General features: G+C 63.7%; 28 protein-coding genes and 1 pseudogene. 18 read left to right on the forward strand and 11 right to left on the reverse strand.

All coding sequences use genetic code 11. The features are described from left to right. Positions 1-69 precede the first annotated feature (69 nt). Both NKI18_RS13670 and NKI18_RS13675 read left to right on the forward strand, forming a co-directional pair. Positions 70-438 (forward strand): annotated as a pseudogene (locus NKI18_RS13670) (endonuclease domain-containing protein). A 107-nt stretch (positions 439-545) separates the two neighbouring features. Further along, entirely contained in the window at positions 546-1,025 is a 480-nt protein-coding gene (locus NKI18_RS13675) for a GNAT family N-acetyltransferase (RefSeq protein WP_352617031.1), read from the forward strand. Between the two features lie 197 nt (positions 1,026-1,222). On the opposite strand, the gene NKI18_RS13680 is transcribed toward NKI18_RS13675, so the two are convergent. The 3 genes from NKI18_RS13680 to NKI18_RS13690 are packed head-to-tail and all read right to left on the reverse strand — an operon-like array spanning position 1,223 to position 3,399. After that, positions 1,223-1,363, reverse strand: coding sequence for a hypothetical protein (locus NKI18_RS13680; RefSeq protein WP_352617034.1), 141 nt, complete (start codon positions 1,361-1,363; stop codon positions 1,223-1,225). Positions 1,364-1,405: 42 nt separating this feature from the next. Beyond that, positions 1,406-3,037: a chaperonin GroEL gene (gene groL / locus NKI18_RS13685; RefSeq protein ID WP_352617037.1), complete on the reverse strand. Its 1,632-nt coding sequence runs from the start codon at positions 3,035-3,037 to the stop codon at positions 1,406-1,408. Between the two features lie 47 nt (positions 3,038-3,084). Further along, complete coding sequence (locus NKI18_RS13690; RefSeq protein ID WP_352617040.1) at positions 3,085-3,399, reverse strand: co-chaperone GroES; 315 nt, start codon at positions 3,397-3,399, stop codon at positions 3,085-3,087. 338 nt (positions 3,400-3,737) lie between these two features. On the opposite strand from NKI18_RS13690, the gene NKI18_RS13695 reads away from it, so the two are divergent. Beyond that, positions 3,738-4,007 carry an usg protein gene (locus NKI18_RS13695; protein WP_023718102.1) on the forward strand — a complete coding sequence of 90 codons (270 nt, stop codon included), beginning with the start codon at positions 3,738-3,740 and terminating at the stop codon, positions 4,005-4,007. Here the strand turns inward: NKI18_RS13695 and NKI18_RS13700 are convergent. Both NKI18_RS13700 and NKI18_RS13705 read right to left on the reverse strand, forming a co-directional pair. Next, positions 3,950-4,306, reverse strand: a complete 357-nt coding sequence (locus NKI18_RS13700; protein ID WP_352617043.1) for a DUF982 domain-containing protein — start codon at positions 4,304-4,306, stop codon at positions 3,950-3,952. The two genes, NKI18_RS13695 and NKI18_RS13700, sit on opposite strands and share 58 nt — an antisense overlap. 134 nt (positions 4,307-4,440) lie before the next feature. Next, positions 4,441-4,653: a hypothetical protein gene (locus tag NKI18_RS13705; RefSeq protein ID WP_245274651.1), complete on the reverse strand. Its 213-nt coding sequence runs from the start codon at positions 4,651-4,653 to the stop codon at positions 4,441-4,443. Positions 4,654-4,995: 342 nt separating this feature from the next. Here NKI18_RS13705 and NKI18_RS13710 point away from each other — a divergent pair, with 342 nt between their 5' ends. From NKI18_RS13710 to NKI18_RS13750, 9 genes are all read left to right on the forward strand, one after another. Beyond that, the gene (locus tag NKI18_RS13710; protein ID WP_352617046.1) at positions 4,996-5,472 is read left to right on the forward strand and encodes an Hsp20 family protein; all 477 of its coding nucleotides are present in this window, start codon (positions 4,996-4,998) and stop codon (positions 5,470-5,472) included. Positions 5,473-5,501: 29 nt separating this feature from the next. Next, positions 5,502-6,011, forward strand: coding sequence for an Hsp20/alpha crystallin family protein (locus NKI18_RS13715; protein WP_353019880.1), 510 nt, complete (start codon positions 5,502-5,504; stop codon positions 6,009-6,011). A 64-nt stretch (positions 6,012-6,075) separates the two neighbouring features. Beyond that, the gene (locus NKI18_RS13720; RefSeq protein WP_352617052.1) at positions 6,076-6,756 is read left to right on the forward strand and encodes a hypothetical protein; all 681 of its coding nucleotides are present in this window, start codon (positions 6,076-6,078) and stop codon (positions 6,754-6,756) included. Positions 6,757-6,862: 106 nt separating this feature from the next. Continuing rightward, the gene (locus tag NKI18_RS13725) at positions 6,863-7,465 is read left to right on the forward strand and encodes a CDP-alcohol phosphatidyltransferase family protein (RefSeq protein ID WP_352617055.1); all 603 of its coding nucleotides are present in this window, start codon (positions 6,863-6,865) and stop codon (positions 7,463-7,465) included. A gap of 26 nt (positions 7,466-7,491) precedes the next feature. Continuing rightward, positions 7,492-9,279 carry a bifunctional alpha/beta hydrolase/class I SAM-dependent methyltransferase gene (locus NKI18_RS13730; RefSeq protein ID WP_352617058.1) on the forward strand — a complete coding sequence of 596 codons (1,788 nt, stop codon included), beginning with the start codon at positions 7,492-7,494 and terminating at the stop codon, positions 9,277-9,279. A gap of 2 nt (positions 9,280-9,281) precedes the next feature. Continuing rightward, a complete protein-coding gene (locus NKI18_RS13735) occupies positions 9,282-10,625 on the forward strand; it encodes a phosphatase PAP2/dual specificity phosphatase family protein (RefSeq protein WP_352617061.1) in 1,344 nt (447 codons plus the stop codon). Next, the gene (locus NKI18_RS13740; RefSeq protein ID WP_352617063.1) at positions 10,622-11,050 is read left to right on the forward strand and encodes a hypothetical protein; all 429 of its coding nucleotides are present in this window, start codon (positions 10,622-10,624) and stop codon (positions 11,048-11,050) included. The genes NKI18_RS13735 and NKI18_RS13740 overlap by 4 nt, the downstream gene beginning before the upstream one ends. A gap of 8 nt (positions 11,051-11,058) precedes the next feature. After that, a complete protein-coding gene (locus tag NKI18_RS13745) occupies positions 11,059-11,721 on the forward strand; it encodes a lysophospholipid acyltransferase family protein (RefSeq protein WP_031211476.1) in 663 nt (220 codons plus the stop codon). Positions 11,722-11,743: 22 nt separating this feature from the next. Further along, entirely contained in the window at positions 11,744-12,679 is a 936-nt protein-coding gene (locus NKI18_RS13750) for a phosphatidate cytidylyltransferase (protein WP_353019925.1), read from the forward strand. Between the two features lie 124 nt (positions 12,680-12,803). On the opposite strand, the gene NKI18_RS13755 is transcribed toward NKI18_RS13750, so the two are convergent. Next, complete coding sequence (locus NKI18_RS13755) at positions 12,804-14,801, reverse strand: AI-2E family transporter (protein WP_502900696.1); 1,998 nt, start codon at positions 14,799-14,801, stop codon at positions 12,804-12,806. A 261-nt stretch (positions 14,802-15,062) separates the two neighbouring features. Here NKI18_RS13755 and NKI18_RS13760 point away from each other — a divergent pair, with 261 nt between their 5' ends. From NKI18_RS13760 to NKI18_RS13770, 3 genes are all read left to right on the forward strand, one after another. Beyond that, a complete protein-coding gene (locus tag NKI18_RS13760) occupies positions 15,063-15,359 on the forward strand; it encodes a hypothetical protein (protein WP_023675661.1) in 297 nt (98 codons plus the stop codon). A 382-nt stretch (positions 15,360-15,741) separates the two neighbouring features. Next, positions 15,742-15,963 (forward strand): alkylphosphonate utilization protein, encoded by a 222-nt coding sequence (locus tag NKI18_RS13765; RefSeq protein WP_023675660.1) that lies wholly within the window; start codon positions 15,742-15,744, stop codon positions 15,961-15,963. Positions 15,964-16,150: 187 nt separating this feature from the next. Next, positions 16,151-18,121 carry an acyltransferase family protein gene (locus tag NKI18_RS13770; RefSeq protein ID WP_352617071.1) on the forward strand — a complete coding sequence of 657 codons (1,971 nt, stop codon included), beginning with the start codon at positions 16,151-16,153 and terminating at the stop codon, positions 18,119-18,121. A 229-nt stretch (positions 18,122-18,350) separates the two neighbouring features. Here the strand turns inward: NKI18_RS13770 and NKI18_RS13775 are convergent, their stop codons facing one another. Next, entirely contained in the window at positions 18,351-18,629 is a 279-nt protein-coding gene (locus NKI18_RS13775; protein WP_352617074.1) for a hypothetical protein, read from the reverse strand. A 275-nt stretch (positions 18,630-18,904) separates the two neighbouring features. On the opposite strand from NKI18_RS13775, the gene NKI18_RS13780 reads away from it, so the two are divergent. Continuing rightward, positions 18,905-19,168: a hypothetical protein gene (locus tag NKI18_RS13780; protein ID WP_352617077.1), complete on the forward strand. Its 264-nt coding sequence runs from the start codon at positions 18,905-18,907 to the stop codon at positions 19,166-19,168. 223 nt (positions 19,169-19,391) lie between these two features. Next, the gene (locus tag NKI18_RS13785) at positions 19,392-19,694 is read left to right on the forward strand and encodes a hypothetical protein (protein WP_352457316.1); all 303 of its coding nucleotides are present in this window, start codon (positions 19,392-19,394) and stop codon (positions 19,692-19,694) included. Positions 19,695-19,736: 42 nt separating this feature from the next. Here NKI18_RS13785 and NKI18_RS13790 read toward each other — a convergent pair whose 3' ends face one another. From NKI18_RS13790 to NKI18_RS13800, 3 genes are all read right to left on the reverse strand, one after another. After that, a complete protein-coding gene (locus NKI18_RS13790; RefSeq protein WP_352617080.1) occupies positions 19,737-20,342 on the reverse strand; it encodes a DUF6456 domain-containing protein in 606 nt (201 codons plus the stop codon). Positions 20,343-20,407: 65 nt separating this feature from the next. Beyond that, positions 20,408-21,043 carry a high mobility group family protein gene (locus NKI18_RS13795; RefSeq protein WP_353019883.1) on the reverse strand — a complete coding sequence of 212 codons (636 nt, stop codon included), beginning with the start codon at positions 21,041-21,043 and terminating at the stop codon, positions 20,408-20,410. Positions 21,044-21,112: 69 nt separating this feature from the next. Further along, complete coding sequence (locus NKI18_RS13800) at positions 21,113-21,355, reverse strand: hypothetical protein (protein ID WP_352617086.1); 243 nt, start codon at positions 21,353-21,355, stop codon at positions 21,113-21,115. A 208-nt stretch (positions 21,356-21,563) separates the two neighbouring features. Here NKI18_RS13800 and NKI18_RS13805 point away from each other — a divergent pair, with 208 nt between their 5' ends. Further along, positions 21,564-22,259 carry an XRE family transcriptional regulator gene (locus tag NKI18_RS13805; protein WP_352617088.1) on the forward strand — a complete coding sequence of 232 codons (696 nt, stop codon included), beginning with the start codon at positions 21,564-21,566 and terminating at the stop codon, positions 22,257-22,259. Between the two features lie 220 nt (positions 22,260-22,479). Here the strand turns inward: NKI18_RS13805 and NKI18_RS13810 are convergent, their stop codons facing one another. Next, on the reverse strand, positions 22,480-22,773 hold the full coding sequence (locus tag NKI18_RS13810; RefSeq protein ID WP_352617091.1) for a hypothetical protein: 294 nt from the start codon (positions 22,771-22,773) through the stop codon (positions 22,480-22,482). Positions 22,774-22,894 lie beyond the last annotated feature (121 nt).

The raw sequence follows: 22,894 nt of genomic DNA on the forward strand, positions 1-22,894 counted from the left end.
AGGACAGAGGGGGGTGTTCAAGCGCAGCATAGAGAAGATGGGCAAGTTTCGCGCTGAGGAATAGAAGTAGTGAATCACTATCCCGTACCTCCCCGTAGCCGCGGCAATGCGCGCAAGATGCGCAAGGCCATGACGGATGCCGAGCTGAAGCTCTGGAATGAGGTCAGGGCGCATCGACTCATGGGGCTGGCATTTCGGCGGCAGATGCCAATTGCAGGCCATATTGTCGATTTTGCCTGCCCGGACAAAAAGCTGATTGTCGAACTGGATGGCTCCCAGCATGCCCGGGCCGATGCCTCAATATGAGACGCTACCAGAAGTGCACGGCTTGAAGCGCTGGGCTGGACTATCCTGCGGTTCTGGAACGACGACGTCATTCGCGATATCGATAATGTCTGCCAGCACATAGTCATGGTGGCCGGCGCGGATGTGCGCTGAACTCAGCCGTGGAGGGTCGGCGGGACAGCACCTCTCTGTCTTGCCGGACATCTCCGCTCAAAAGGGGCAGGTTTATGAGGCGAGGTGCCAATGACCAGATAAGGACTATGACCGAACAGGACGTTCCGGCGGTGTCGCGGCTGCTTGGAGGGTCCTGGCGCTACACCTATTCGCCCATCCTGGGTGCCGAGACCACGGCACGGCTTTCGGATGAGAAGCACGCGCCGGAGCGGCTGGCGGCCGAGCTCAGGGACGACAGCAAGATGTCCTTCGTCGCCGAGCGGGCTGACGGCTCGCTCGCCGGTTATGCGATGGCCGCGATGGACGACAAAGGCGAGGTCATGCTCGAGCGGCTCCATTTAGACAAAAGCGAGTACGGCACCGGCCTTGCCGCCGACCTGCTGCATGCCGTTCTTGCCGCCCATGCGGGTATTCCCAGCATCGCCCTGGAAGTGATCGAGGGCAACGACCGCGCAATCGCCTTCTATCGCAAGCACGGCTTCGAGGTCGTCGAGCGCAGGGCGGCTGCGCATGGTGTGGGCGGCCACGCCTCGCTGATTATGCGCCGGCTGCTACCGCGGGCTTAGCAAGCGAAAGCGGCTGAGCGCGTAATCTCCCCACTTGAGGGGGAGATGGCCGGCAGGACAGAGGGGGGCGCCTCGCGTGAAGCGCCAACCTTCTCTTTCGTCCCACAGGGCGTCGCGCCAGGACGTACCGACCCTCTCTGTCGCCTTCGGCGACATCTCCCCCCTCAAGGGGGGAGATTGGCGACTTCTCCGACCGCTCAGACCGGGGCGTTGACGCGCTGTGGGCGCGTTGCCCAGTCGGCAACCGTCGCGCCAGCAACGCTCTCGCCGGCAACCATCCCGCTCGTCTGCGGCGCAAGCAGGTCGTTGCGGCGGGCGAGGGCGATGAAGGCGGACACGGTCCATCTGCCGTTTCGAAGTCGCGCTTTGGAAGCCTGGCCTTAGAAGTCCATGCCGCCACCGCCGGGCATCGGAGGCATGGGCGTTTCCTTCTTCGGCTTCTCGGCCACCATCGCCTCGGTCGTCACCAGCAGGCCGGCAACAGAGGCGGCACCCTGCAGGGCAGTGCGTACGACCTTGGCCGGGTCGATGACGCCCTGCCCGTACAGGTCGCCGAACTCGTTGGTCTGGGCGTTCCAGCCATAGCCGAAGTCGGTCGTCTCGCGCAGCTTGCCGACGATGATCGAACCTTCCGCACCGGCGTTCTCGGCGATCTGGCGCACCGGCGCTTCGATGGCGCGACGCACGATCTCGACGCCGGTCTTCTGGTCGGGATTGTCGACGGCGACGTTGTCGAGCGCCTTCGCCGCCCTGAGCAGCGCTACGCCGCCGCCGGGCAGGATACCCTCCTCGACCGCCGCGCGTGTGGCGTGCATGGCATCGTCGACGCGATCCTTGCGCTCCTTGACCTCGAGCTCGGTCAAGCCGCCGACGCGGATGACGGCGACACCGCCAGCGAGCTTGGCCAGCCGCTCCTGCAGCTTCTCGCGGTCGTAGTCGGAGGTGGTTTCCTCGATCTGGGCCTTGATCTGGCTGATGCGCGCCTGGATTTCATCCTTGCGGCCGGCACCGTCGACGATGGTGGTGTTCTCCTTCTCGATCAGCACCTTCTTGGCGCGGCCGAGCATCTCCAGCGTGACGTTCTCGAGCTTGATGCCGAGGTCTTCCGAGATCGCCGTGCCGCCGGTCAGGATGGCAATGTCTTCCAGCATCGCCTTGCGGCGGTCACCAAAACCCGGCGCCTTGACAGCTGCAACCTTCAGGCCACCGCGCAGCTTGTTGACGACAAGCGTCGCCAGCGCCTCGCCTTCGACGTCCTCGGCAATGATCAGCAGCGGCTTGCCGGATTGCACGGCGGCTTCGAGCACGGGAAGCATGGCCTGCAGGTTGGAGAGCTTCTTCTCGTGGATCAGCACATAGGGTTCCTCGAGTTCGACGCGCATCTTGTCCTGGTTGGTAATGAAATAAGGCGAGAGATAGCCACGGTCGAACTGCATGCCTTCGACCACTTCCAACTCGGTCTCGGCGGTCTTGGCTTCCTCGACAGTGATGACGCCCTCATTGCCGACCTTTTCCATCGCCTCTGCGAGGAAGCGGCCGATCTCGGCATCGCCATTGGCAGAGATGGCGCCGACCTGAGCGATTTCGTCGTTCCTGGTCACCTTGCGGGCATTGGCCTTCAGTTCGGCGATGATTGCTTCGACCGCCTTGTCGATGCCGCGCTTCAGGTCCATCGGGTTCATGCCGGCAGCAACCGCCTTGGCGCCTTCCTGGACGATCGACTGCGCCAGAATCGTCGCGGTCGTGGTGCCGTCGCCGGCGGTATCGCTGGTCTTCGAGGCGACCTCGCGCACCATCTGCGCGCCCATGTTCTCGAACTTGTCCTCAAGCTCGATCTCTTTCGCCACCGTCACGCCGTCCTTGGTGATGCGCGGCGCGCCGAACGATTTGTCCAAGACAACGTTGCGGCCCTTGGGACCGAGCGTCACCTTCACCGCATTGGCGAGGATGTCGACGCCGCGCAACATCTTCTCGCGCGCTTCGGTATGAAATTTCACATCTTTGGCAGCCATTGGAACACTCCTTCGATAGGCAGCTTTTCGTTGACTGGAATACTTGTTCAGGCAGCCTTCTTCATCTCGCCCGTGGCTTCGATCACGCCCAGCACGTCGTTCTCTTTCATGATGAGCAGATCCTCGCCATTGAGTTTGATCTCGGTGCCGGACCATTTGCCGAACAGGATACGGTCGCCGACCTTGACGTCGAGCGGCTGCAACTGGCCGCTGTCGTCGCGCGCGCCCGGACCGGCGGCAATGACCTCGCCCTCCTGCGGCTTCTCCTTGGCGGTGTCGGGGATGATGATGCCGCCCGCTGTCTTTTCGTCGACCTCGATGCGGCGGACCAGGATGCGGTCATGCAATGGACGGAACGCCATGTCGTTCTCCTCTCGGGACAAACAGATTTTCGAATATCCTCCTGACCGGACCGGCAATATCGGCCCGGCACGGGGTGCGCGACCCCTTCATCAGGCATCGCGCGCATACGAACTAGTCGCGCTTTTTTCAGCTTTCAAGAGGATCACGCAAAAATTTTAGCACTCGACACATGAGAGTGCCAATACGCTGTAATTGTTCGCACATTCGCCGTTTCCGGCGCGATGACCCGGCCGGATTTCCAAATCTGTCCGTCTCCTGAGCCGCTTGCGGCGGCTGGAACCTATGTGGAAGGCGAGGCGTTTTGCAGATGGAGGTTTATTGGGAAAGGAAGGATTGCATGACCAGCAGGGACTTTCAGCTCCAGATGCAAGGGTTTGGCCTCACCACGGCGGAGATCCACTACCGCCTGCCCGATCATCGAAGCCTTCTGCAGCTCTACATCTGGCAGGAATACGATATTGCCCCCGATTTCCCGACGCTGAAGCATTTCCTCGATTTCTGGGAGCGCGAGATCGAAGGCCCGCTGCATTCGGTGCGCGTCGCCCATCATCACCTGATCCAGCCCTCCGAATGGCGGGCCGTAAACGGCATTATTACCGTCCACTGAGGAGCAAACCGATCAGCCGCTAGACAGCGGACAAAGTCTCCGAAGCGGGGGAGAGAGGTAGCTAACTCTCCGGCCTTGCGCGCCGCCCTGACGAAGGCCTTGCGCGCATCACACGCGGTGCGCCAGCCGTCGAGCGCGTCGCGGCAGGTCCGATAGGCGCCGCGCCAACTCCGGCCGCGTGCACGGTCCGGCCACTGCTGGCACATGCAATCGATGGCTTCCCAACTGCTGGCGACCTTGCGCTCGCTGGATTGGAATTTCAACGTGATCGGCTCGGCAAAGCGGACGTCGTCGATCACTTCCTCCTTGTTTTCTGATCGTCTTCTTGTTTGAGCAAGCAACGTTATGCTGGCGGCACCGGCGGCCGGCCGGCGCCGCTGAAGGACATGGTTCGTCTATCTGCGCGGTTCAAGAGCATCGCGGCGACAGCCGGTTATTCCTCCTCGTCGGGCCCTTGCAGCAGTTCGATCAGCGTCGCTACCCTTGCCGTCGGCAGCGGTCGGCCCTCGTTCACCAACGCCTCGTCGGCGGCGATCCAGGCCAGGGCCTCGCGCAATTCCTGGACCGTCCCGTCCGTCGCCGCAATGTCGGCGATCACGGCTTCGTCGACCGGGCCCAGCACAGAAATGATCTCGTCGCGTGTCATGGTCAGCTCCATCTGCGAGTGCCGGGAATGGGCCCGGCAACACAAGAATCTGGGTCTTGACCCGCGGCAGACAATAACCGGCCGGGGAAGTCAGCGTTGGCGATTGAAACCAAACAGGCAATCTCCTGCCGGACATCTCGCCGCAAAAAGGGATTGGCAGCCTCGCCGAGCCGACCGAAAACCGGTCCGAAAAACCGGCAAAGCGAAAGCCACCGGGTCTTGACTTGCGGCGGACAATAACCAGATCGAAGGCACCGGTCGCCGAAATGGGGCCGGCGAAACCAGGGAGCGCCAGCTCTTTGGCGCTCCTCGTATCTATGTTGCTCGATGGAGGATGTAGCTATGAGAACCGCATTCGACTTTTCCCCGCTCTATCGGTCGAGCATCGGCTTCGACCGCGTCTTCAACCTGCTGGAAAATGCGCCGCAGGCTTTCGACGCCTGGCCGCCCTATGACATCGCGCGCAGCGGCGAGAACAACTACCGCGTCACCATCGCCGTCGCTGGCTTTTCGGAGGACGACCTCGAAATCACCCATGAACCCAACCTCCTGATTGTCTCCGGCCAGCACAAGGAGCCGGATAACGTGGAGTATCTGCATCGTGGCCTCGCCGCACGGCCCTTTACCCGCCGTTTCGAGCTTGCCGATCACGTCAAGGTCGCAGGCGCCTCGCTCGACAACGGCCTGCTCAGCATCGATCTGGTACGTGAGGTGCCCGAGGAGGTGAAGCCTCGGCGCATCGCCATCGCGACCGATGTCGCCTCGCCGAAGACCGGGCCGAAGGTCGCGCAGGTCGAAGCAAACAAGCAGGCTGCCTGAATGCACCAGTCGAGAAAGGAGACTATGCAATGGCTATTCGTGATCTCATTCCCTGGGGCCGGGAGAACAATCAGGCCCCCAGCCTGTTCCGCAACGGCGATCGCGATCCGTTCCTGACGCTGCATCGCGAAATGAACCCCTTGTTCGACGAGGCGTTCCGCGGCTTCGACACGCGGCTGCCGTCGCTCGGTAGCTTCTCCGCTGCCCGCGTCAGCTGGCCGAGTGTCGAAATCTCCGATGGCGAAAAGGAGATCCGCGTCACCGCCGAAATCCCCGGCATGGACGCGAAGGACGTCGAGCTGCTGCTCGATGACGGCGTGCTGACGCTGCGCGGCGAGAAGCGCGAAGAGACCGAGGACAAGGACAGGCAGTTCTCCGAACGCTTCTATGGCCGTTTCGAGCGGCGTATCCCGTTCGGCTACGAAGTCGACGAAGACAGAGTGAACGCCGCGTTCCGGAACGGCGTGCTCAGCGTGACGCTGCCGAAGACGGAGCGCGCCCAGGCCAAGGCCAAGCGCATCGCCATCGGCAAAACCTGACAGCTCGCAGGACGACGCCCCCTTCTGTCCGCCGGTTGCGGCTGACAGAAGGGGGCAAATTTCGATGACCCGTTCTCCCGACGTTCCGGTACCGCCAGATCAAGCGCAGCAGGCCCTGCAGTGCCTGACGACCGAGCATTTCGTGCTGCAAAACGCTCGCGCGGCGACCATTCAGGAAGCGAACCAGCGAGCCGATCTGTTCCTGACCTCGGTCTCGAGCGCAACGATTGCCTTGTCCTTCGTCGCGCAGGTCACGGAGATGGGCAGGCCGTTCGTGTTGTTCAGCCTGATCTTGCTGCCTTGCCTTTTCTTCATCGGCCTGGTCACCTTCGTGCGCGCTGTGCAGGTTGCCATCGAGGACATGGTGCATGCCCGCGGCATGGCCCGGATCCGCCACTATTTCGTCGAGCTGGCGCCGGTCCTGCAAAGATACCTCGTCAATTCGACGCATGACGACCCCTCGGCGGTGCTGGTCGACAAAGGTCTCAGGCCCTCGCCGCTGCAATATTTCATGACCACCGCGGGGATGGTGGGCACGATCAACGGCGCCATTGCCGGCGTCTTCACCGGCATCGTTGTTAAGTCCGCTTTCGGCGGAGGCATGACGCCCGGCGTGATTTGCGGGCTGCTGGTCTTCGCCGCATGCATTCTCGTCCTGCGGCGTTACCATAGTCGCGCCTGGGCGGCGGCCGAACAAAGTTTGCCCGCACTGTTCCGGGGCGACACGGTCAAAGCGAGGACATAGCCGTCCGGCAAGTTTGCGGAAAGTGGTGGGCGCCGCCCTTGCGTCTTGCGCGCCAATTGACCATCCTCGCCAACATCACTTTGCACCGCGGCCGGGGGGTTCGCACATGCCGACGCTTTATGCGCTGAAACCGGCCTTCCAGGCCAGGTTGCGGCCGCTTGCCGACGGACTGGCCAGGGCCGGCGTCACCGCCAACCAGATCACGTTGCTGGCCGCTGCCCTCTCGCTCGCCACCGGCCTTGTGGTGGCAGCCCTTGCCGGCCACCGCGTGGTCTTTCTGCTGATGCCGCTCGTGCTGTTTACGCGAATGGCGCTGAATGCGATCGACGGTATGCTCGCGAGGGAACATGGCCAGGCCTCGAAGCTCGGCATGTATCTCAACGAGCTCTGCGATGTTGTCTCCGATCTCGCTTTGATCCTGGCCTTTGCCGTCATTTTTCCTGTCTGGGGCGTCGTCGCATTCGCTATCGCGGCTATGATCGCGGAATTCGCCGGCGTGCTCGGCATCGCGGCCGGAGCGGGGCGCAACTATGCCGGCCCGTTCGGCAAAAGCGACCGGGCGCTGGCGCTCGGCATCCTCGCCGTGCTTATCGCGTCCGGCTTGTGGGTCCCGGTGCTCACGCCGCTCGTGTTTCCGGCCATGGCTACACTCTCGCTGGCGACCGCCATCAACCGGATACGCAGCGGCCTTAACGGGAGCGGCAGCTGAATTCCGGTCTCGCCAGGGAGAACAACATGCTTCACCAACAGACGGTTGCCGTAGTGGCTTCAGCCAATATCGAGCGGGTGGCGCAGGAGCGCAGCTTCAAGAGCCATGACGGCACCGAGATCTTCTATCGCTATTGGCCGGCGCTGTCGGAAAACCGCAAGGGCGCCATCCTGCTGTTCCATCGCGGCCACGAGCATGGCGGCCGCATGGCGCATCTGGTCGACGAGCTCCAGATGCCCGACCACGCCTTCTATGCCTGGGACGCGCGCGGCAATGGCCGCTCCGCCGGCGAACGCGGCTATGCGCCGTCGTTTGCCGCGCTGGTGCGCGACATCGATTGTTTTGTGCGCGAGATCGGCAGCGACGGCTTTGCCCGGCGCGACATCGCGCTGATCGCGCAATCCTTCGGCGCCGTGCTTGCCGCCGCCTGGGTGCACGATTACGCGCCCGACATTCGCGCCCTGGTGCTGGCCTCGCCGGCCTTCTCGGTCAAGCTCTACGTGCCCTTCGCCAAGCAAGGCATTGCGTTGTGGCAGAAGCTGAAGGGCCGCTTCTTCGTCAATTCCTACGTCAAGGCGAAATTCCTGACGCATGACCCCGAGCGCATCGCCTCCTTCGACGCCGACCCGCTGATCACCCGGCCGATCGCCTCCAACATCCTGGTCGAGCTCTACGACCATGCCGCGCGCATCGTCGCCGACGCCCGCGCCATCACCGTGCCGACACAGCTTCTGATCTCCGGCAGCGACTGGGTGGTGCGCCATGGACCGCAGCACGAATTCTTCGTCAATCTGGCGAGCCCGGCCAAGGAGCGGCACGTGCTGCCCGGCTTCTTCCACGACACGCTGGGCGAGCGCGACCGCCACAAGGCACTCGACCTGATCAGGCCTTTCCTCGAAAGGCAGTTCACAGCGCCGGAAAAGCCGGTCGACCTGACCGAGGCCGACCGTGCCGGCTACACACGCGACGAGGCCGACCGGCTGGCCTCGCCGCTGCCGCTGCTGTCTCCCAGGGGGCTCTACTGGACAATGAGCCGCGCTTCGATCCGCATGGGCGCCTGGCTGTCGTCCGGCATGAAGACGGGGATTGCCACCGGCTTCGATTCCGGCTCGACGCTCGACTATGTCTACGAGAACGAGGCGCGCGGCATCAGCCCCATCGGCCGCATGATCGACCGCACCTTTCTCGATGCCATCGGCTGGCGCGGCATCCGCCAGCGCAAGCTGCATCTGGAAGAGCTGATCGGCAGCGCCGCCGCCTCGCTCAAGGCCGCCGGCCGGCCGGTCCATATCGTCGATATCGCCGCCGGCCATGGCCGCTATGTGCTCGATGCCGTGCGGAAAGGCGCCGCGCCGCCGGCAAGCGTGCGGCTGCAGGATTTCTCCGAGCTGAACGTCTCGCTCGGCCGCAAGCTGATCGCCGAGCGCAAGCTGCCGGCGACCGTCTCGTTCCATCAAGGTGACGCCTTCGACGCCACGATGCTGGCCGGGCTCGACCCAGCGCCGGATCTCGCCATCGTGTCGGGGCTCTACGAATTGTTTTCCGACAATGCCATGATCGCCCGCTCGCTCGGTGGACTGGCCAGCGCCATGCAGCCCGGAAGCCTGCTGGTCTACACCAACCAGCCCTGGCATCCGCAGCTCGAGATGATCGCGCGCAGCCTGACCTCGCACCGCGGCGGCCAGGCCTGGGTGATGCGCCGCCGCACGCAGACCGAGATGGACCAGTTGGTGGCGGCCGCCGGCTTCGAGAAGCTCGACCAGCGCATCGACCAGTGGGGCATCTTCACCGTTTCGGTCGCGCGGCGCGTCTGAGCATGAACTTGCCTGCCTCTGCCTTACCTCGCGATGCCCCTGCCCTTCCGGCCTTGCCGCGCGAGCCGTATCCCGGGATAGTCCTGCGCGCCGCATTGTGGCTGTCGTTTCTGGCGCCGTTCTTCTACGCCACCTACGGCTTCGCCAATTGGCTGGCGTCGCGGCGCGACGATATCGGCAGCATCGTGTTCGGCTGGGAGCATGGCATCCCGTTCCTTGCCTGGACGATCGTGCCCTACTGGTCGATCAACCTGTTCTATGGCTTGTCGTTGCTGTTGAACAATTCGAAGAGCGGCGTCGACCGCCTTGCCGGCCGCTATCTGACGGCGCAGATCGTCGCCGTCGCCTGCTTCATCCTGTTCCCGCTGACTGCGACGTTCGTGCGCCCGCAGACGAGCGGCCTGCCCGGCTTCATGTTCGCCGTGCTCGGCGGCTTCGACAAACCCTTCAACCAGGCGCCGTCGCTGCATATCGCGCTGCTGGTCATCATCTGGGACCATTGGCGTCACAGATTGACCGGCATCGCCGGCGTCGCCTGGCATGCCTGGTGTTTCCTGATCGGCGCCTCGGTGCTGACGACGTGGCAGCACCATTTCATCGACATACCGACCGGCGCGCTGCTCGGCCTTTTCGCCCTATGGCTATTCCCGCGCGACGGCGCCTTGCCTTTCGCCGGCTTCCGCCTGACCGCGGACCCGAAAGCGCGGCTTCTGGCGCTGTTCTATGCGCTTGGCGCAGCCTTTGCGCTGGCCGGCGCCGCTGCCGGCGCATTGGTCTCGGCGCTATGGCTCATCCTGTTGTGGCCGGCACTGGCGCTGGCCATAGTCGCTTTCGCCTATGCCGGCGCCGGCGCCAAGGTGTTCCAGAAAACAGCCGATGGCCGCGTGTCGCTGGCCAGCCGTCTTCTGCTGTGGCCCTACCGGGTTGCCGCCAAGGTCAATGTGTGGGCGTGGACGCGAAAGCTTCCGGCGCAGATCGTCATTGCCGACGGTGTTTCCCTTGGCCGTTTTCCGACCGCCGCCGAGGCCGACGCTTTCGGCACCGTGATCGACGTTGCCGGCGAATTGGAAAGACCGCGCGGCGCCGCTGGCCGCTGGGTGAGCGTGGCCATGGTCGATCTATTGCCGCCATCGCCGGAGGCGCGTGCGCAAGCGGTGGCGGCGATCGAGACGGCGCGGGGCCAGGGCACGGTGCTGGTCTGCTGCGCGCTTGGCTTCCAGCGCAGCGCCGCCGTCGTCGCCGAATGGCTGGTCGCCAGCGGCCGGGCCGCCACGCCGGATCAGGCGCGAGGCCAGCTCGCCGCCGCGGGCCGGCCTGTGCATCTTGGCATGGACGCGGCGACATGACCGCCTTTCGAGATAAGGCCGAGACGTTCGCCGCCGGACTGATGGTGCAGGTGGCGTGGCCGCTGCTGTTGATTGCTGCTGCTTTGCTGGCGGCGCCGGTCATCGGCCTGGCGGCTGCGCCGCAAACATCGTCGCTGTCCGCGGCGGCCTGGCTGATCGCCGCCGCGGGTGCCATAGCCACAATTATTCTCTCGGCCCTGCTTTTGTTCGACGCGCTGCTGTTCCGGCTGATGGCCAGCCACGCCAGCGAGGCAGGCGGCGGTGCGGCGATCGACGACGTGCTGGCGCGCATGCGGCTGAAACCCACGGCGGCCGGTGGCCGCTCGCTCGACCAGCGGATGGCCGGCACGCGCCGTCTGCTCGCCAAGCAGCGCATCGCCTTCAGCCTGTTCGCGGCGGCCTCGGTCGTCGCGGCATTCTTTTGAGCCCGTCCATGACAAAGCTTCGCGTCAGCACCTACACCCTGCTGCAGACGGTGACCTCGGTCGGCCTGTCGGCACTGGCCTGGGTGGTCACCGGAGTGCGGCCGATCTGGAACGGCAGCCAGCCATCGGACCGGCAGCGTATCTACTTCGCCAACCATGCCAGCCACGGCGATTTCATCCTGCTGTCGGCCTGCCTCAGCGAGAAGGAGCGCGCCCGTACCCATGCGGTGGCGGCCGCCGATTATTGGAGCAAGACGCGGCTGCGCCGTTTCATTGCGGAGGACATGCTGTCTTCCGTGCTGATCCACCGGCAGTGGACGGATGAAACGCAGCACCCGATCTCGATCATGCTGTCGGTGCTCGACCAGGGCCATTCGCTGATCCTGTTTCCCGAAGGCACGCGCAACATGACCGACGAACCGCTGCTGCCGTTCCGCTCCGGCCTCTACAATCTGTCGATGGCGCGGCCCGATGTCGAGCTCATCCCGTGCTGGATCGAGAACATGTCGCGGGTGCTGCCCAAGGGCCAATTCGTGCCGGTGCCGCTGCTTTGCCGCGTCGTCTTCGGCGCGCCGATCGCCATTCAACCGGGTGAGGAACGCCGCGCCTTTCTCGACCGCGCCCGCGAAACGCTGCTGGCGCTCAACCCCCGGCCGCAGCGAGACGATTGAGGACTAAGGCAAAATGCTGCCGATGATGCACGAAACCCTCATTCTGATTGTCGGCCTGCTGGCGGTGCTGATCAGTGCCAGCGTCGTCGCCGGCGTCTTGTCATGGCGCGCGCCAAAGCCGTTGTCGCCGACGCTGGTCAACCTCACCCAGCGCATCAATGCCTGGTGGGTGATGGTGGTGGCGATCACCGTCGCCTTCTTCTTCGGCCGCCCCGGCATGACCATCCTGTTCGCGCTGATTTCCTTCGCCGCCCTGCGCGAATTCGTGACGCTGACGCACAGCCGCCGCAGCGACCACTGGGTGCTGCTCGGCATGTTCGGTATCGTCATCCCGTTCCAGTACTGGTTGGTGTGGACCGCCTGGTACGGCCTGTTCACCATCTTTATCCCGGTCTACTGCTTCCTGCTGATGCCGGCGATCACCGCGCTGCACGGCGACACCGAGCGCTTTCTCGAGCGCGTCTCGGCGCAGCAATGGGCGGTGATGATTTCGGTCTACTGCGTCAGCCACGTGCCGGCGCTGCTGACGCTCGAGGTGCCAGGCTTCGAAGGCCGCAACCTGTTGCTGATCGCTTTCCTGATCATCACCGTGCAAGGCAGCGACGTGCTGCAATATATTTTCGGCAAGCTGTTCGGCCGGCATCTCCTGGCGCCGACGGTCTCGCCGTCGAAGACTTGGGAGGGGCTGGTCGGCGGGCTGGCGGCATCGAGCCTGCTCGGCGCGCTGCTGTCGTTCCTGACGCCGTTCTCGCCGCTGCAGGCAGCCGGCGTCGCCTTCATCGCCTGCCTGATGGGCTTCCTTGGCGGGCTGGTCGCCTCCGCCATCAAGCGCGATCAAGGCGTCAAGGACTGGGGCCATCTGATCGAAGGCCATGGCGGCATGATGGACCGTGCCGACAGCCTGGTCTTCGCCGCCCCGGTCTTCTTCCATACGGTGCGCTATTTCTGGACTGCATGAAGGTTGGCGCCGTTTGCCGCGGCGGACGGTTCAGCGCGACCTTGCGAAGATAACCTGATCCGTTTCGTTATTACCACTTTCGCGAAAGCGGTAATAACCCGACCTGCCGCAGTCTTCGCCGCGCTCATTTTGCCGCGGCGAGCGGCTCTTTCTTGCGCGCCGGCGTCAGACGGCGCATGCGGCGTTTGGCGGTGGTCTTCAGCGCCACCGGCGGAGCGCTGGACAACGCACCGAGCACCGCGCCTGCCATGCCATGTGCGACGAAATCGGCGTTGATCTCGTTGGCCAATCTGGCATCTGCCTCCTGGTTGTCGCTGTCGGCTTCCGACCACAACACGATGCCCACTCGCAACCTTGGTTTGGCGCGTTTCAGCCGACGGACCAGGAACCGCCCGTGCTTGACGGAATCCCGGTTCAAAAATCCGACGACGACACTATCGACGGCGTCGAGCTCAAGGCGGCGAATGCTCCCCGGTTCCATCTCGGCGAAGCTCGCTCTCAACACCGTGGCGCCCTGGACTTCGAGCACCTGCGCCAGCATGGCGGCAGCCGCGTCGTCGAGTTCGCCGCGCCCTCCGGCGCACAGCACCGACATGCCCGTGCCATCCGGCAGTTCGGTGTACTCCTCGCCCTGAACCTGCCCCGGAACGTGCTTGTCCTCGCGTGAGCCGTTGTCCTCGGCCGCGGCCGTGTCGTCCGCTTCCGCCTCCTCCTGCGCGCTGTCGTCGAGATTCGCCACCATCGTCAGCGCGCTGCCCGCGACCTGCTGTCTTTGCTCATCGCTCAACACACCACGCACCCGGTCCTGCTCGCCGAGCAGAAGTGCGGGAATCGCGACCTTGTCGTAGAACACGACCAGATATTCTTCCTCCAGCATCTCCTCGGCATGGTCCGTCGCTTCCTCGGGATCGCCGGCCAACAGCCGCTGGTAAAGCCGGGCGTGCGGTTCGAGCACGGGTTCGTTGCCGAACAGAACGTCGAGGAATTCGAACTGCGGCACATGGCGGCCGAGCACGACGAGGCAGACCGTGAGCGGCGTCGACAGAACCAGGCCCAATGGCCCCCAAAGCCAGGTCCAGAAGATCGCCGCAACGATGATGGCCAATGGCGACAGCCCAGTGCGCGAGCCGTAGAGCCAAGGTTCGATCACGTTGCCGGTGATCAGTTCCACCACGACGAAAAGCCCCGCGGTCCATAGCACGAGCGACCACCCGGGCGCCACGGCCAGCGCCAGGAACAGAGGCAACAACGTCGCGATGACCGGGCCGATATAGGGAACGAAGCGCAGCGCCAGCGCCAGCAAGCCCCACAGCAATGGATTGGGTATGCCCAGCAGCCAAAGTCCGATTGCAATTGGGACGGCATAGACGATGTTCACGACCAATTGCATGAGCAGATAGCGGCCGACGCGCTTGCCGGCATCCTGCAGCGCCTCGGTGGTTCGATGCAGATCGCCATAGCCGACGAGGCGTATGAAACGATCGCGCAGGTCCTCCCGCTCGAGCAGCATGAATATGACGACCACGACGATCAGTCCGGCCGATGCCAGCGGGCTCAGCAGCGGGCCGATCAGATTCTGGAGAACCTCGAGCGGTCGTTCGCGCGCGACGATTTCGACCGGGATCGGTTCCCGCGGAGGCTGATCGGCGGCGGGTTGTGCGGGTTCGGGTCTGTCGAGCTCCTGGCCGACGCGTTCGATCACCCGGCTCAATCTGGAAACGATGCCGCCGCCGACGCCGGTTTCCTTGAGCGACCGGACCTTGGTCAGGATATTCGCCTGGTAAAGCGGAATGTTCTGCGCCAGTTCACTGACCTGCGTGGCGACGATGAAGGAGAACAGAGCCAGCACCGTGAATGCGCCGAGCACACTGGCGATCACGGCAGGAAGACGCGGAATGCCGGCTCGCTTGAGTGCCGACACCATGGGCACGAGCGCAAAGGTAAGCAGCAGCGCGATTGCGATCGGCAGAAAGACCTCGCGCCCGAAATAGAGCGCCGCGACGGCCGTCACGACCGACGCTACGCTGGGCAACGATGTGCGCGGAAGCGCCCTGGCCGCGGAAACAATACCCGCCCGCCGGGGCTCCGACAGGTGCGCGTCGTTTCGACGATTTGCCGCCACTTGATACCTCCGCCCCGCCGTCGCCATGATCGGGCATATTGAGCCGGCGTGCAACTTCGCAGCGTCTCACCCAGCTGGACGCCGATTGCCCTGGTCGGCAGCGCCGCAAATTCAGTCATGGGTAGAATTTTTTGCATTAATGACGTCACGGGCAATCCTGTTCCATGTCTGCGCCAGAACGTGGAACTTTTGGGTCAAAACACCGTTCCTTCGTAGATCGCTGATGGACAACCTCAAAGCAGCAGCTCAGGAGGAATGATCATGAACATCAAGACGCTTTGCATGGGCGCGATGGCGCTTTCGATGATGACCGGCGCAGCGCTTGCCGCCGGTGCCACTGGCACTTCGGCGCTCGACGATCCGCAGAAAATGAACCCCTTCTTCACCGACGCCGGCATGAAGACCATGAAGTCGGAAGCCGAATTCAAGGCGGCATGGATGGCCATGTCCACGAGCGACCGGGCCATGATGTTGAAGGAATGCAGCGACGCAGGCATTGCCACGATGCATGCCGACTTCTGCAAGATGGCCAACCAGCTCGGTGGCGCCAACAAGTGATCGTTGCCAATTGAAATAACGCACCAAGCGAAAGGGCGGGCAGGTCTGTCACTGCGACCTTCCTGTCCGCACGGGCGGGCGCTCATCTATTTGAACTCGTGCCGGAATATCCGCGTAAAAGGCCACGACTTCGATTGCCGTGGCGCCATTGGCATGGCTTGGCCTGAGCGCATGTCGCGAAGCGGCAATGCCACTACCGCCCAGGGGGTCCCAGTCTGCTCACAATCCGGGTTTTCCGGTCGGCCGTCCGCCTAGCATTAGCGGCCGGCACGCTTGGTTACCGGCACGCTGCCCCCGGCACGCTTGACCTCGCCGCCAACCGTGGGATAGGCCGGGTAATGAGCCAACCACCTCCGCACCGGAGTCCCACGAAAGACCTGCCATGACCGACGCGATCATAAGAGACAGCAATGGCACGGCGCTGCACGAGGGCGACTCCGTGACCCTGATCAAGGATCTCAAGGTCAAAGGCACGTCGGAGACGATCAAGCGCGGCACGCTGGTGAAGAATATTCGCCTCACCGGCAATCCCGGCGAGATCGAATGCAGCACCAGGCAGGTGAAGGGCCTGGTGCTGAAGACCGAGTTTTTGAAAAAGGCGTGATCGCCTCGGCACCCTTCGCTTCGATATCAGTCGCTCTCGAATCGCTCATGTGAGTGAATCGCCCACGCGAGGAACTGGAGGAGCCGCGCCCTCCCCCTATGTTGCACTGCGTTAGATTTGTTGCATTGCAATATCGTCGCATCGGGTCGAGCCTCTGCGAGGTGGGCATTCCTTGCATGAGGTGATTGTGTCGGCATCATTTCGGCCTGACATCGAAGGGCTGCGCGCGCTGGCGGTGGCGGGTGTCATCGCCTTCCATTTTGGTCTGTCCGGCCTGCCCGGCGGCTTTGCCGGCGTCGACATCTTCTTCGTCATCTCCGGCTATCTGATCACCCGTCACCTGGTTACGGAAATCACCGAGACCGGGCGGCTGAACCTCTGGCGCTTCTACGCCCGGCGCGCCCGGCGCCTGTTGCCGGCGGCACTATTCGTCATCCTCGCCACGCTGTTCACGGGTTACTTCATCCTGTCGCCGGAGGAACAGGCGCTTTATTCGAAAGGCGCCATGTTCGCCTCCGCCTACATGATCAACCTTTGGCTGATCCGCTGGTCGTTCGACTATTTCGCCGCCGACGCCACCAACAACCCGTTCATCCACTTCTGGTCGCTCTCGGTCGAGGAACAGTTCTATTTGGCATGGCCGGCGCTGCTTCTTGCCGCCGCTTGGCTGCGTCCCGGCAAGCGCGCCGCTATAATCGTCATCGGCGTCGCCGGCGCGGCTTCCTTCGCCGCCTGCGCCTGGCTGACGGAAGTGTCGCAGCCCTGGGCGTTCTATTTCTCGCCGCTCAGGGCCTGGGAATTCGCCGCCGGCGGCCTCGCGACCATGGCGCCGGCAAAGATCTGGCGCGACCGGCCGCTGCTGGCCACGCTCCAGGCATGCCTCGGTCTGGCGCTGATCGCCTGGGCCTATCTGATGCTGGACGAAGACTCGCCGTTTCCCGGGGTGAATGCGCTGGCGCCTGTTGCCGGCACCGTGCTGCTGCTGCTCAGCGGCAGCGGCGGCCGCAATCTGCCGAGCGCCGTGCTGGCGCTGCCGCCCATGCAATGGTTGGGCCGGCTGTCCTATTCGCTCTATCTCTGGCACTGGCCGGTCATCGTCTATGCGGCGATGGTGGTTCCCAGCCTGTCCATCCTGGACCGCCTTGCCTGCGCGGCGCTGACGCTGCTTCTATCGATGTTCACCTATCATTTCATCGAGAACCCGATCCGCCGCAACGGCTGGCTGATGGCCGGAGCAGCGCGGGCGCTGGTGCCCGCCGTCGCGCTGACCGGCGCCGGCGTGGTCGCAGCCTATGGCAATGCGCGCTTTGCCGAGCACAATCTCAGCCCCGAACAGCACGTCATCGCCGACAGCGCCGCGCAGCTCTCCACCGTGCGCGCGAGCAATGGCGGCTGCGTGCTCGATTTCGAGACCGTCAAGCCGAAGCCCTGCATGTTCGGCCGCAAGGATGCCCAGCGCTCGGTCGTGCTGTTCGGCGACTCGCATGCCGACCATTGGTCGACGCCGCTGATCAAGGCGGCCGAGAAGAACAATTTTCGCGTCGTCACCTTTCTCAAATCCTCCTGCCGGGCTTCGCGGGTGACGACCTGGAACTGGCGGCTGAAGCGCGACTACACCGAATGCGATCAATGGCGCGAGCAGTCGGTCAAGGACATCATCGCGCTCCACCCGCAACTGGTGGTGATCTCGGAGTTCTCGATCGGCAATGTGATGAAAGAATCGCCCGAGGAGTTGAAGCACGCCGATTGGCAAGCGCAGTGGCGGACGGGCCTCACCTGGACGCTTCAGGCCTTCAGCCAGGCCGGCATCAAGGTCGCGGTCATCAGGGACGTTCCCTACAATGCAAGCTACGCCGACAAATGCGTGGCGCGGGCGCTGTGGCGGGGCCAGACGCCCGCGACATGCGACACGCCGAGGATCATGGCGGCAAACGACGACATCGCCACCATCGAGCGCGATATCGTGCGCTCGACACCGAACGCTGCTTACATCGATATGACCGACCGCTTTTGCGACCAGACCACCTGCCATGTCTTCATCGACGGCAAACTAGCCTTCCGCGACCGCCACCACCTGGCGACGCCCTTCGCCGAAACGCTGGAACCGGCAGTGGAGCGGGCGCTGTTTTCGGATGTGATGGCGGCGGCTGTAAAGTAACGGCTCCGGATCTTGTCGGATCACGACCCAGCCCCTCGGCAAGGAACCATGCCGGACTCAGCTAAGGATAAGACCCGCCAGGAAAACCGTAAGGATAAGCGACAGCGGAACTGCAAGAAGGCAGCACAGCTCGAAAGTATCGGCTCGCCAAGAAGTCATTGGGCGCTTTTCCATGTTGGCCTCCTCCCTCAACGGCCAGACCGAGACGGCAGTTCCGCTTAGATAGTGCTCATCCCCACCACTCATCATGCAATTGGCGCAACTCGTTCCGCTTCCTGGTCATCCATCGTGCACGCGCCAGATGTGTCGCCCACGCCCGGAAAGCCCTCTCCGGCTCCTGCTCCGGATCAATGTGCAGAACGATGCGGGCGACCTCGCGCCAATCGGTCCCTTCAGCCGACGCGTCGAGCAGCCGGATATAAGTAAGCATGCGATCTTCGTCATAACCGGTCGGCACTGAAGACGTCGGCGCTGCGTTCGCGATATGAGAGTTTGGCTGCTTTGGCATTGCGACCTACCAGCAATGGCGCACCGTAGCAGCCTATAAAGAAGCCCGCGCCCTTTGATCGGAGGATGCGCCGATCGAGATTCGCCTCGACGGTCGGCAAATGGGGGCCTCAGGCGGAGTTCACCGCCCAGGTGGGATCACGCCTCATCACATCGCGATCGGGTCGGTGCAATCTCGTATATTTTAGTGGAACCTAATTTAGGTGGCACAATTATGCGTGCGTGAGAAAGCGTGAAATCCAGACCGTCACTGAAAGCCGGCTATCGCGAGATCAGTTGGCCGATGATCCAGTGATTGCAGTCGATTTGACGGAACGAATATTACAGGCGGCCGACAACGACAGGATTGTCTGCCTCGTCGTGGCAACGGAGGAGCTGGAAACCGACCGCATCGAGAAAGCGGAGCCTAAGGAGACCAGGATTGCCGCAAGCTTCGTCCGGGACTTTGAGGTAATGCTGCTTGTTCTTTATGCGGCCTACGCCCTCGCTGTGCTGGGTGCGACCGCGTTCGTTTTGCTGGAATTGGGCCACGTCCTGTAGGCAGACGTCGGCAAAAGACGGGACTGACGCGCGATTGCCGCTGTTTGATGAGAGGAGCAGCCACGCTGCGTCGACGATCCGACCCCGGCGCAGCCAGCGGCGTTTTCGCGCCAGCAGGCGCTAAACTTCGGGCTCGTCCGTTCGTTACATCTTGCCAATCTATGGAACGAGGCTGCCCCTCGGGGGTTTTTCTATTAGAGGGACGTTAAAGAAGGAGGTAGCTATGAAGAAGCTCCTGCTTGCCTCGGTGATCGCCATCGCCTCGGCGGCTTCCGTGATCGGCCCGGCGAATGCCGGCGGCAGCGTCACGATCGGCATCGGCAACGGCTATGACGACGACTATTATTATCGCCACCATCGGTATTCCGATTACGACGATGAGTACGTCCCCCGTTACCGCTATGATGTCTATGACGAGGACTACAGGCCGCGCTACCGGTACCACCGGCGCTGTCATACCGAAGTCGTCAAGCACTGGCGCCATCACCACCGGGTTATCGAAAGAATCCGTGTCTGCCGTCGTTGACGGATCGATCCGGCCGGTAGTGCCGGCCGGATCGGCGGCTCCTCACCACGGCTTGCGCATCAGCATCATGCCGTAATGCACGGCCAATATGTCGAGCCCGATCTTGAGCAGTTTCACCACCACGTCGCGCGGCTCGCCGGCCTGTTCGGCCAGGCTCTTGACCGTTGCGTCGGCACAGCAGACCTTTTGCACGATGCCGGCGATCTCCCAATGGACAAGCGCCCTGGTGGCCTCGGCATGGTCGCGGCCGGCGGACAGGATGTGTTCGGCGACGCCGCTGCCGGTGCGGCCGCCGTCGACGCGCTCGGCCCAAGCCATCGGCTTGGCGGTTGCCTGGGACGAGTTGCGGAAATCCTGGCGGTAGCGCATGCCCGCCTCGCGCTGCTGGCGCGACAGCGAGGTGAGGCCGCTCAGCGGGTCGACGTTGCGCACCCGCACGATGCCGCCGGTCGCTGTGTGGCCGTCATTGGAGACCTCATAGAGGCGCGCTCCCTCCTGCGTCCCCTTCGCCAGCCGCTTGCGGCCGAACCGGTCGTCCTTCAGTGCGAAATCATGGCCGATCTCCTTGCGGATGCGCACCTGCTCGGCCTCGCCTTTCGGCAATCTCGGTGGCCTGGCTTTGGCCTTTTGGGCGGTTTTGGTGCTCATCGGCTCGGTCCTCCTGGGTTTTGGTCGTCGGGCTCTGGCGAACTTCCAGCCTCATTGCAGCGGGCTCAAATCGCTTCGGCCGGCAGCGTGCGCAGGAAGCGCGCAGCGTGATAGACGCAGTAGCTTTTCGATGGGTTCGTGCGAATTCCGCAGCACAGCATGTCCAAACCTGGCCGGCTGCCGGAGGCGTCGTTTTCCGCATCCTCCTGCAGCGTCGTGTCGAGCGGCGCGCGGCAGCGCTCGAACAGGCTATCGATGAAGCGCATAGCGGCGAAATGCGGCTGGCGACCGCCGGCGGCGATCGGGCGCGGCGCCGGCATTTCGAGCGGTGCGCCATCGGACCCGGTGATCCGAGCCGGACCCGGCTGCCAGGCCGGCGGCGCCAGCCTGGCCGACAGCCTTGCCGGGCGGCAGCGTGGCTCGGCCTTCGGAGCCGACTCCGCTTGACCTGCGGTGCTTGATGGCTCAGGCGCCGAATTTCCGAGCCGGCCGCCAGAGCGTCCGCCACACCAGCCCTTGGATCTGGCAAGGCCGATGGTGCGCAAACGGGCGGTGCGGTGGACGATGCCGATGATGGCTGCACGCGAGGCCGGGCGGCCGCGCAGCGCGGTCAACCGGGTGGCGATCTTCGCGGCCGACAGTCCGCTCATCAGCCAGTTCTCGATTTGTTCCAGTTCCGAGGCGGAATAGCGGGCGGCCATGATGTTTCATTCTCTGCAAAAATGGTTGTGTGCGGCGCCGGCTTCGCCGGCCTCAGGCTCGAAAGCCGGTCAGCCTTCGCGTGGCCTGCTGCGATCGAGCTTCATCTCGGCCGCCTGCCTTGTTGCGCCGGACACTGCCTTGCCCGTCCGCTCGTCGAAGGCGATGACCGTGCCGTCTTCGGTGCGGGTGCAGGAAACCGCGGCATCCGCATTGCCGGCCGGCAGGTAATTCGTGGCCGGAGCCGTGAGGGGAACGGCTCCGGCCGTTCCGGCCGCTTGCGCTGCCGGATCCGAGGCGCGAGCCTCGGGCATCGTCCCGGCCGGGGAGGAGGACAGCCGCGACGAAGGGGAAAGGGTTGGCACATGACTACCTCGGCCGCCGCCTTGGCGCTGAAGGGCGGATTCGAGGACCGAAAGCTGGCGGAGCGACTTGTGCATGACCACATAAGAGCATAACTCAAACCATAATGCAAGCGATTCTTGCATAGACGAAACCGAATCTTGTGCCTCAGATGGAGCCATGGTGAAAACTGCACTGTCGATCAAGGTCGGGGCGGCGATCCGCCGGGCGCGCAAGCAGCGCGGCCTGGTGATGCGCCACATTGCCGAGCACAACGACACCGATGTCGCTGCCGTCGGCAATTGGGAAACCGGGCGCAACCTGCCCAAGACCGAGAACCTTTTGAAGACCGCCGCTTTCCTGCGCGTCGACCCGGTGGCGCTCGGCAAGGGCGAGGTCGTTTTCCTCGAAGATGCCGGACCGGTCGCCGATGCCGAGATCGTCACCGATCCCGGCCCCCTGCCCGCCGGGCCGATGGACATCCAGCTTCTCGGCACCGCCGTCGGCGGCGACGATGGCGACTTCACCTTCAACGGCCAGCCGGCCGGCTATGTCCAGCGGCCGCCGGGGATCCGGCATCTGCGCAATGTGTTTGCGCTGCACGTGCTGAGCGATTCGATGGTGCCGCGCTACGAGCCCGGCGAGATGATCTATTGCGGCGGCCGCGAAGCGTTGCCCGGCGACCATGTGGTGATCGAGACCCTGCCCGAGGAGAACGAGCAAAACGGCAAGGCCTTCATCAAGAAGCTGGTCAAGCGCACCGCCGCCGAGCTGATCGTCGAACAGTACAACCCGCCCAAGACGCTGTCCTTCAACCGCTACGCCATCAAGAACGTCTTCCGCGTCATCCCGCTCAAGGAACTGCTGGGGTATTGAGGGCTTGTTGCCTTCTCCCCTTGTGGGAGAAGGTGGATCGGCGCACAGCGCCGAGCCGGATGAGGGGTGCTGGAAGGAACGCGGCGGAGGAAATGTAGAAGCGTTTTTACGCACTTACGCCATCAAGGTAGCGATCCGTCCAACACCCCTCATCCGACCGAGCTTCGCTCGGCTACCTTCTCCCACAAGGGGAGAAGGCAAGAGCAGCACGCCCGCCCCCTCAAGCCCGCCTCGACTGCAGCTCTCGACCGTTGAGCAGGCGCGCCTCGGCGCGGGTCCGTTGCCGGTCGTCGATGAAGGCGGCCTGGATCGAGACGGCGGCGCCCGGCAGGCCGTCGGCCCGGCAGGCCTTACAGATCAGGCGCCCCGAAAGTGCGGCCAGCGGTGTCTCCGGCATCACCCCATGCCGCTTGAGCTCGGCCGGTTTCCACCACCTGTTGCGGCCGCAATCGATGCATTCGACGGCAATCGAGACAACATCGGCGATCGTCGCTTCCTTGCCCGCTAATGCCATGGCCATTCCCAACGTTGTTCCTGCTTTGTTCGCAACATTATCGGTTTTCGGGGCGGAGTCGAGTCGGTTCCGCTTGCATCAACGTGAAAGTTTCACTTGTTCAGATATTTGAGTTATGCTT

It is taken from the genome of Mesorhizobium sp. M0800 (assembly GCF_040320095.1).
Classification (GTDB): domain Bacteria; phylum Pseudomonadota; class Alphaproteobacteria; order Rhizobiales; family Rhizobiaceae; genus Mesorhizobium.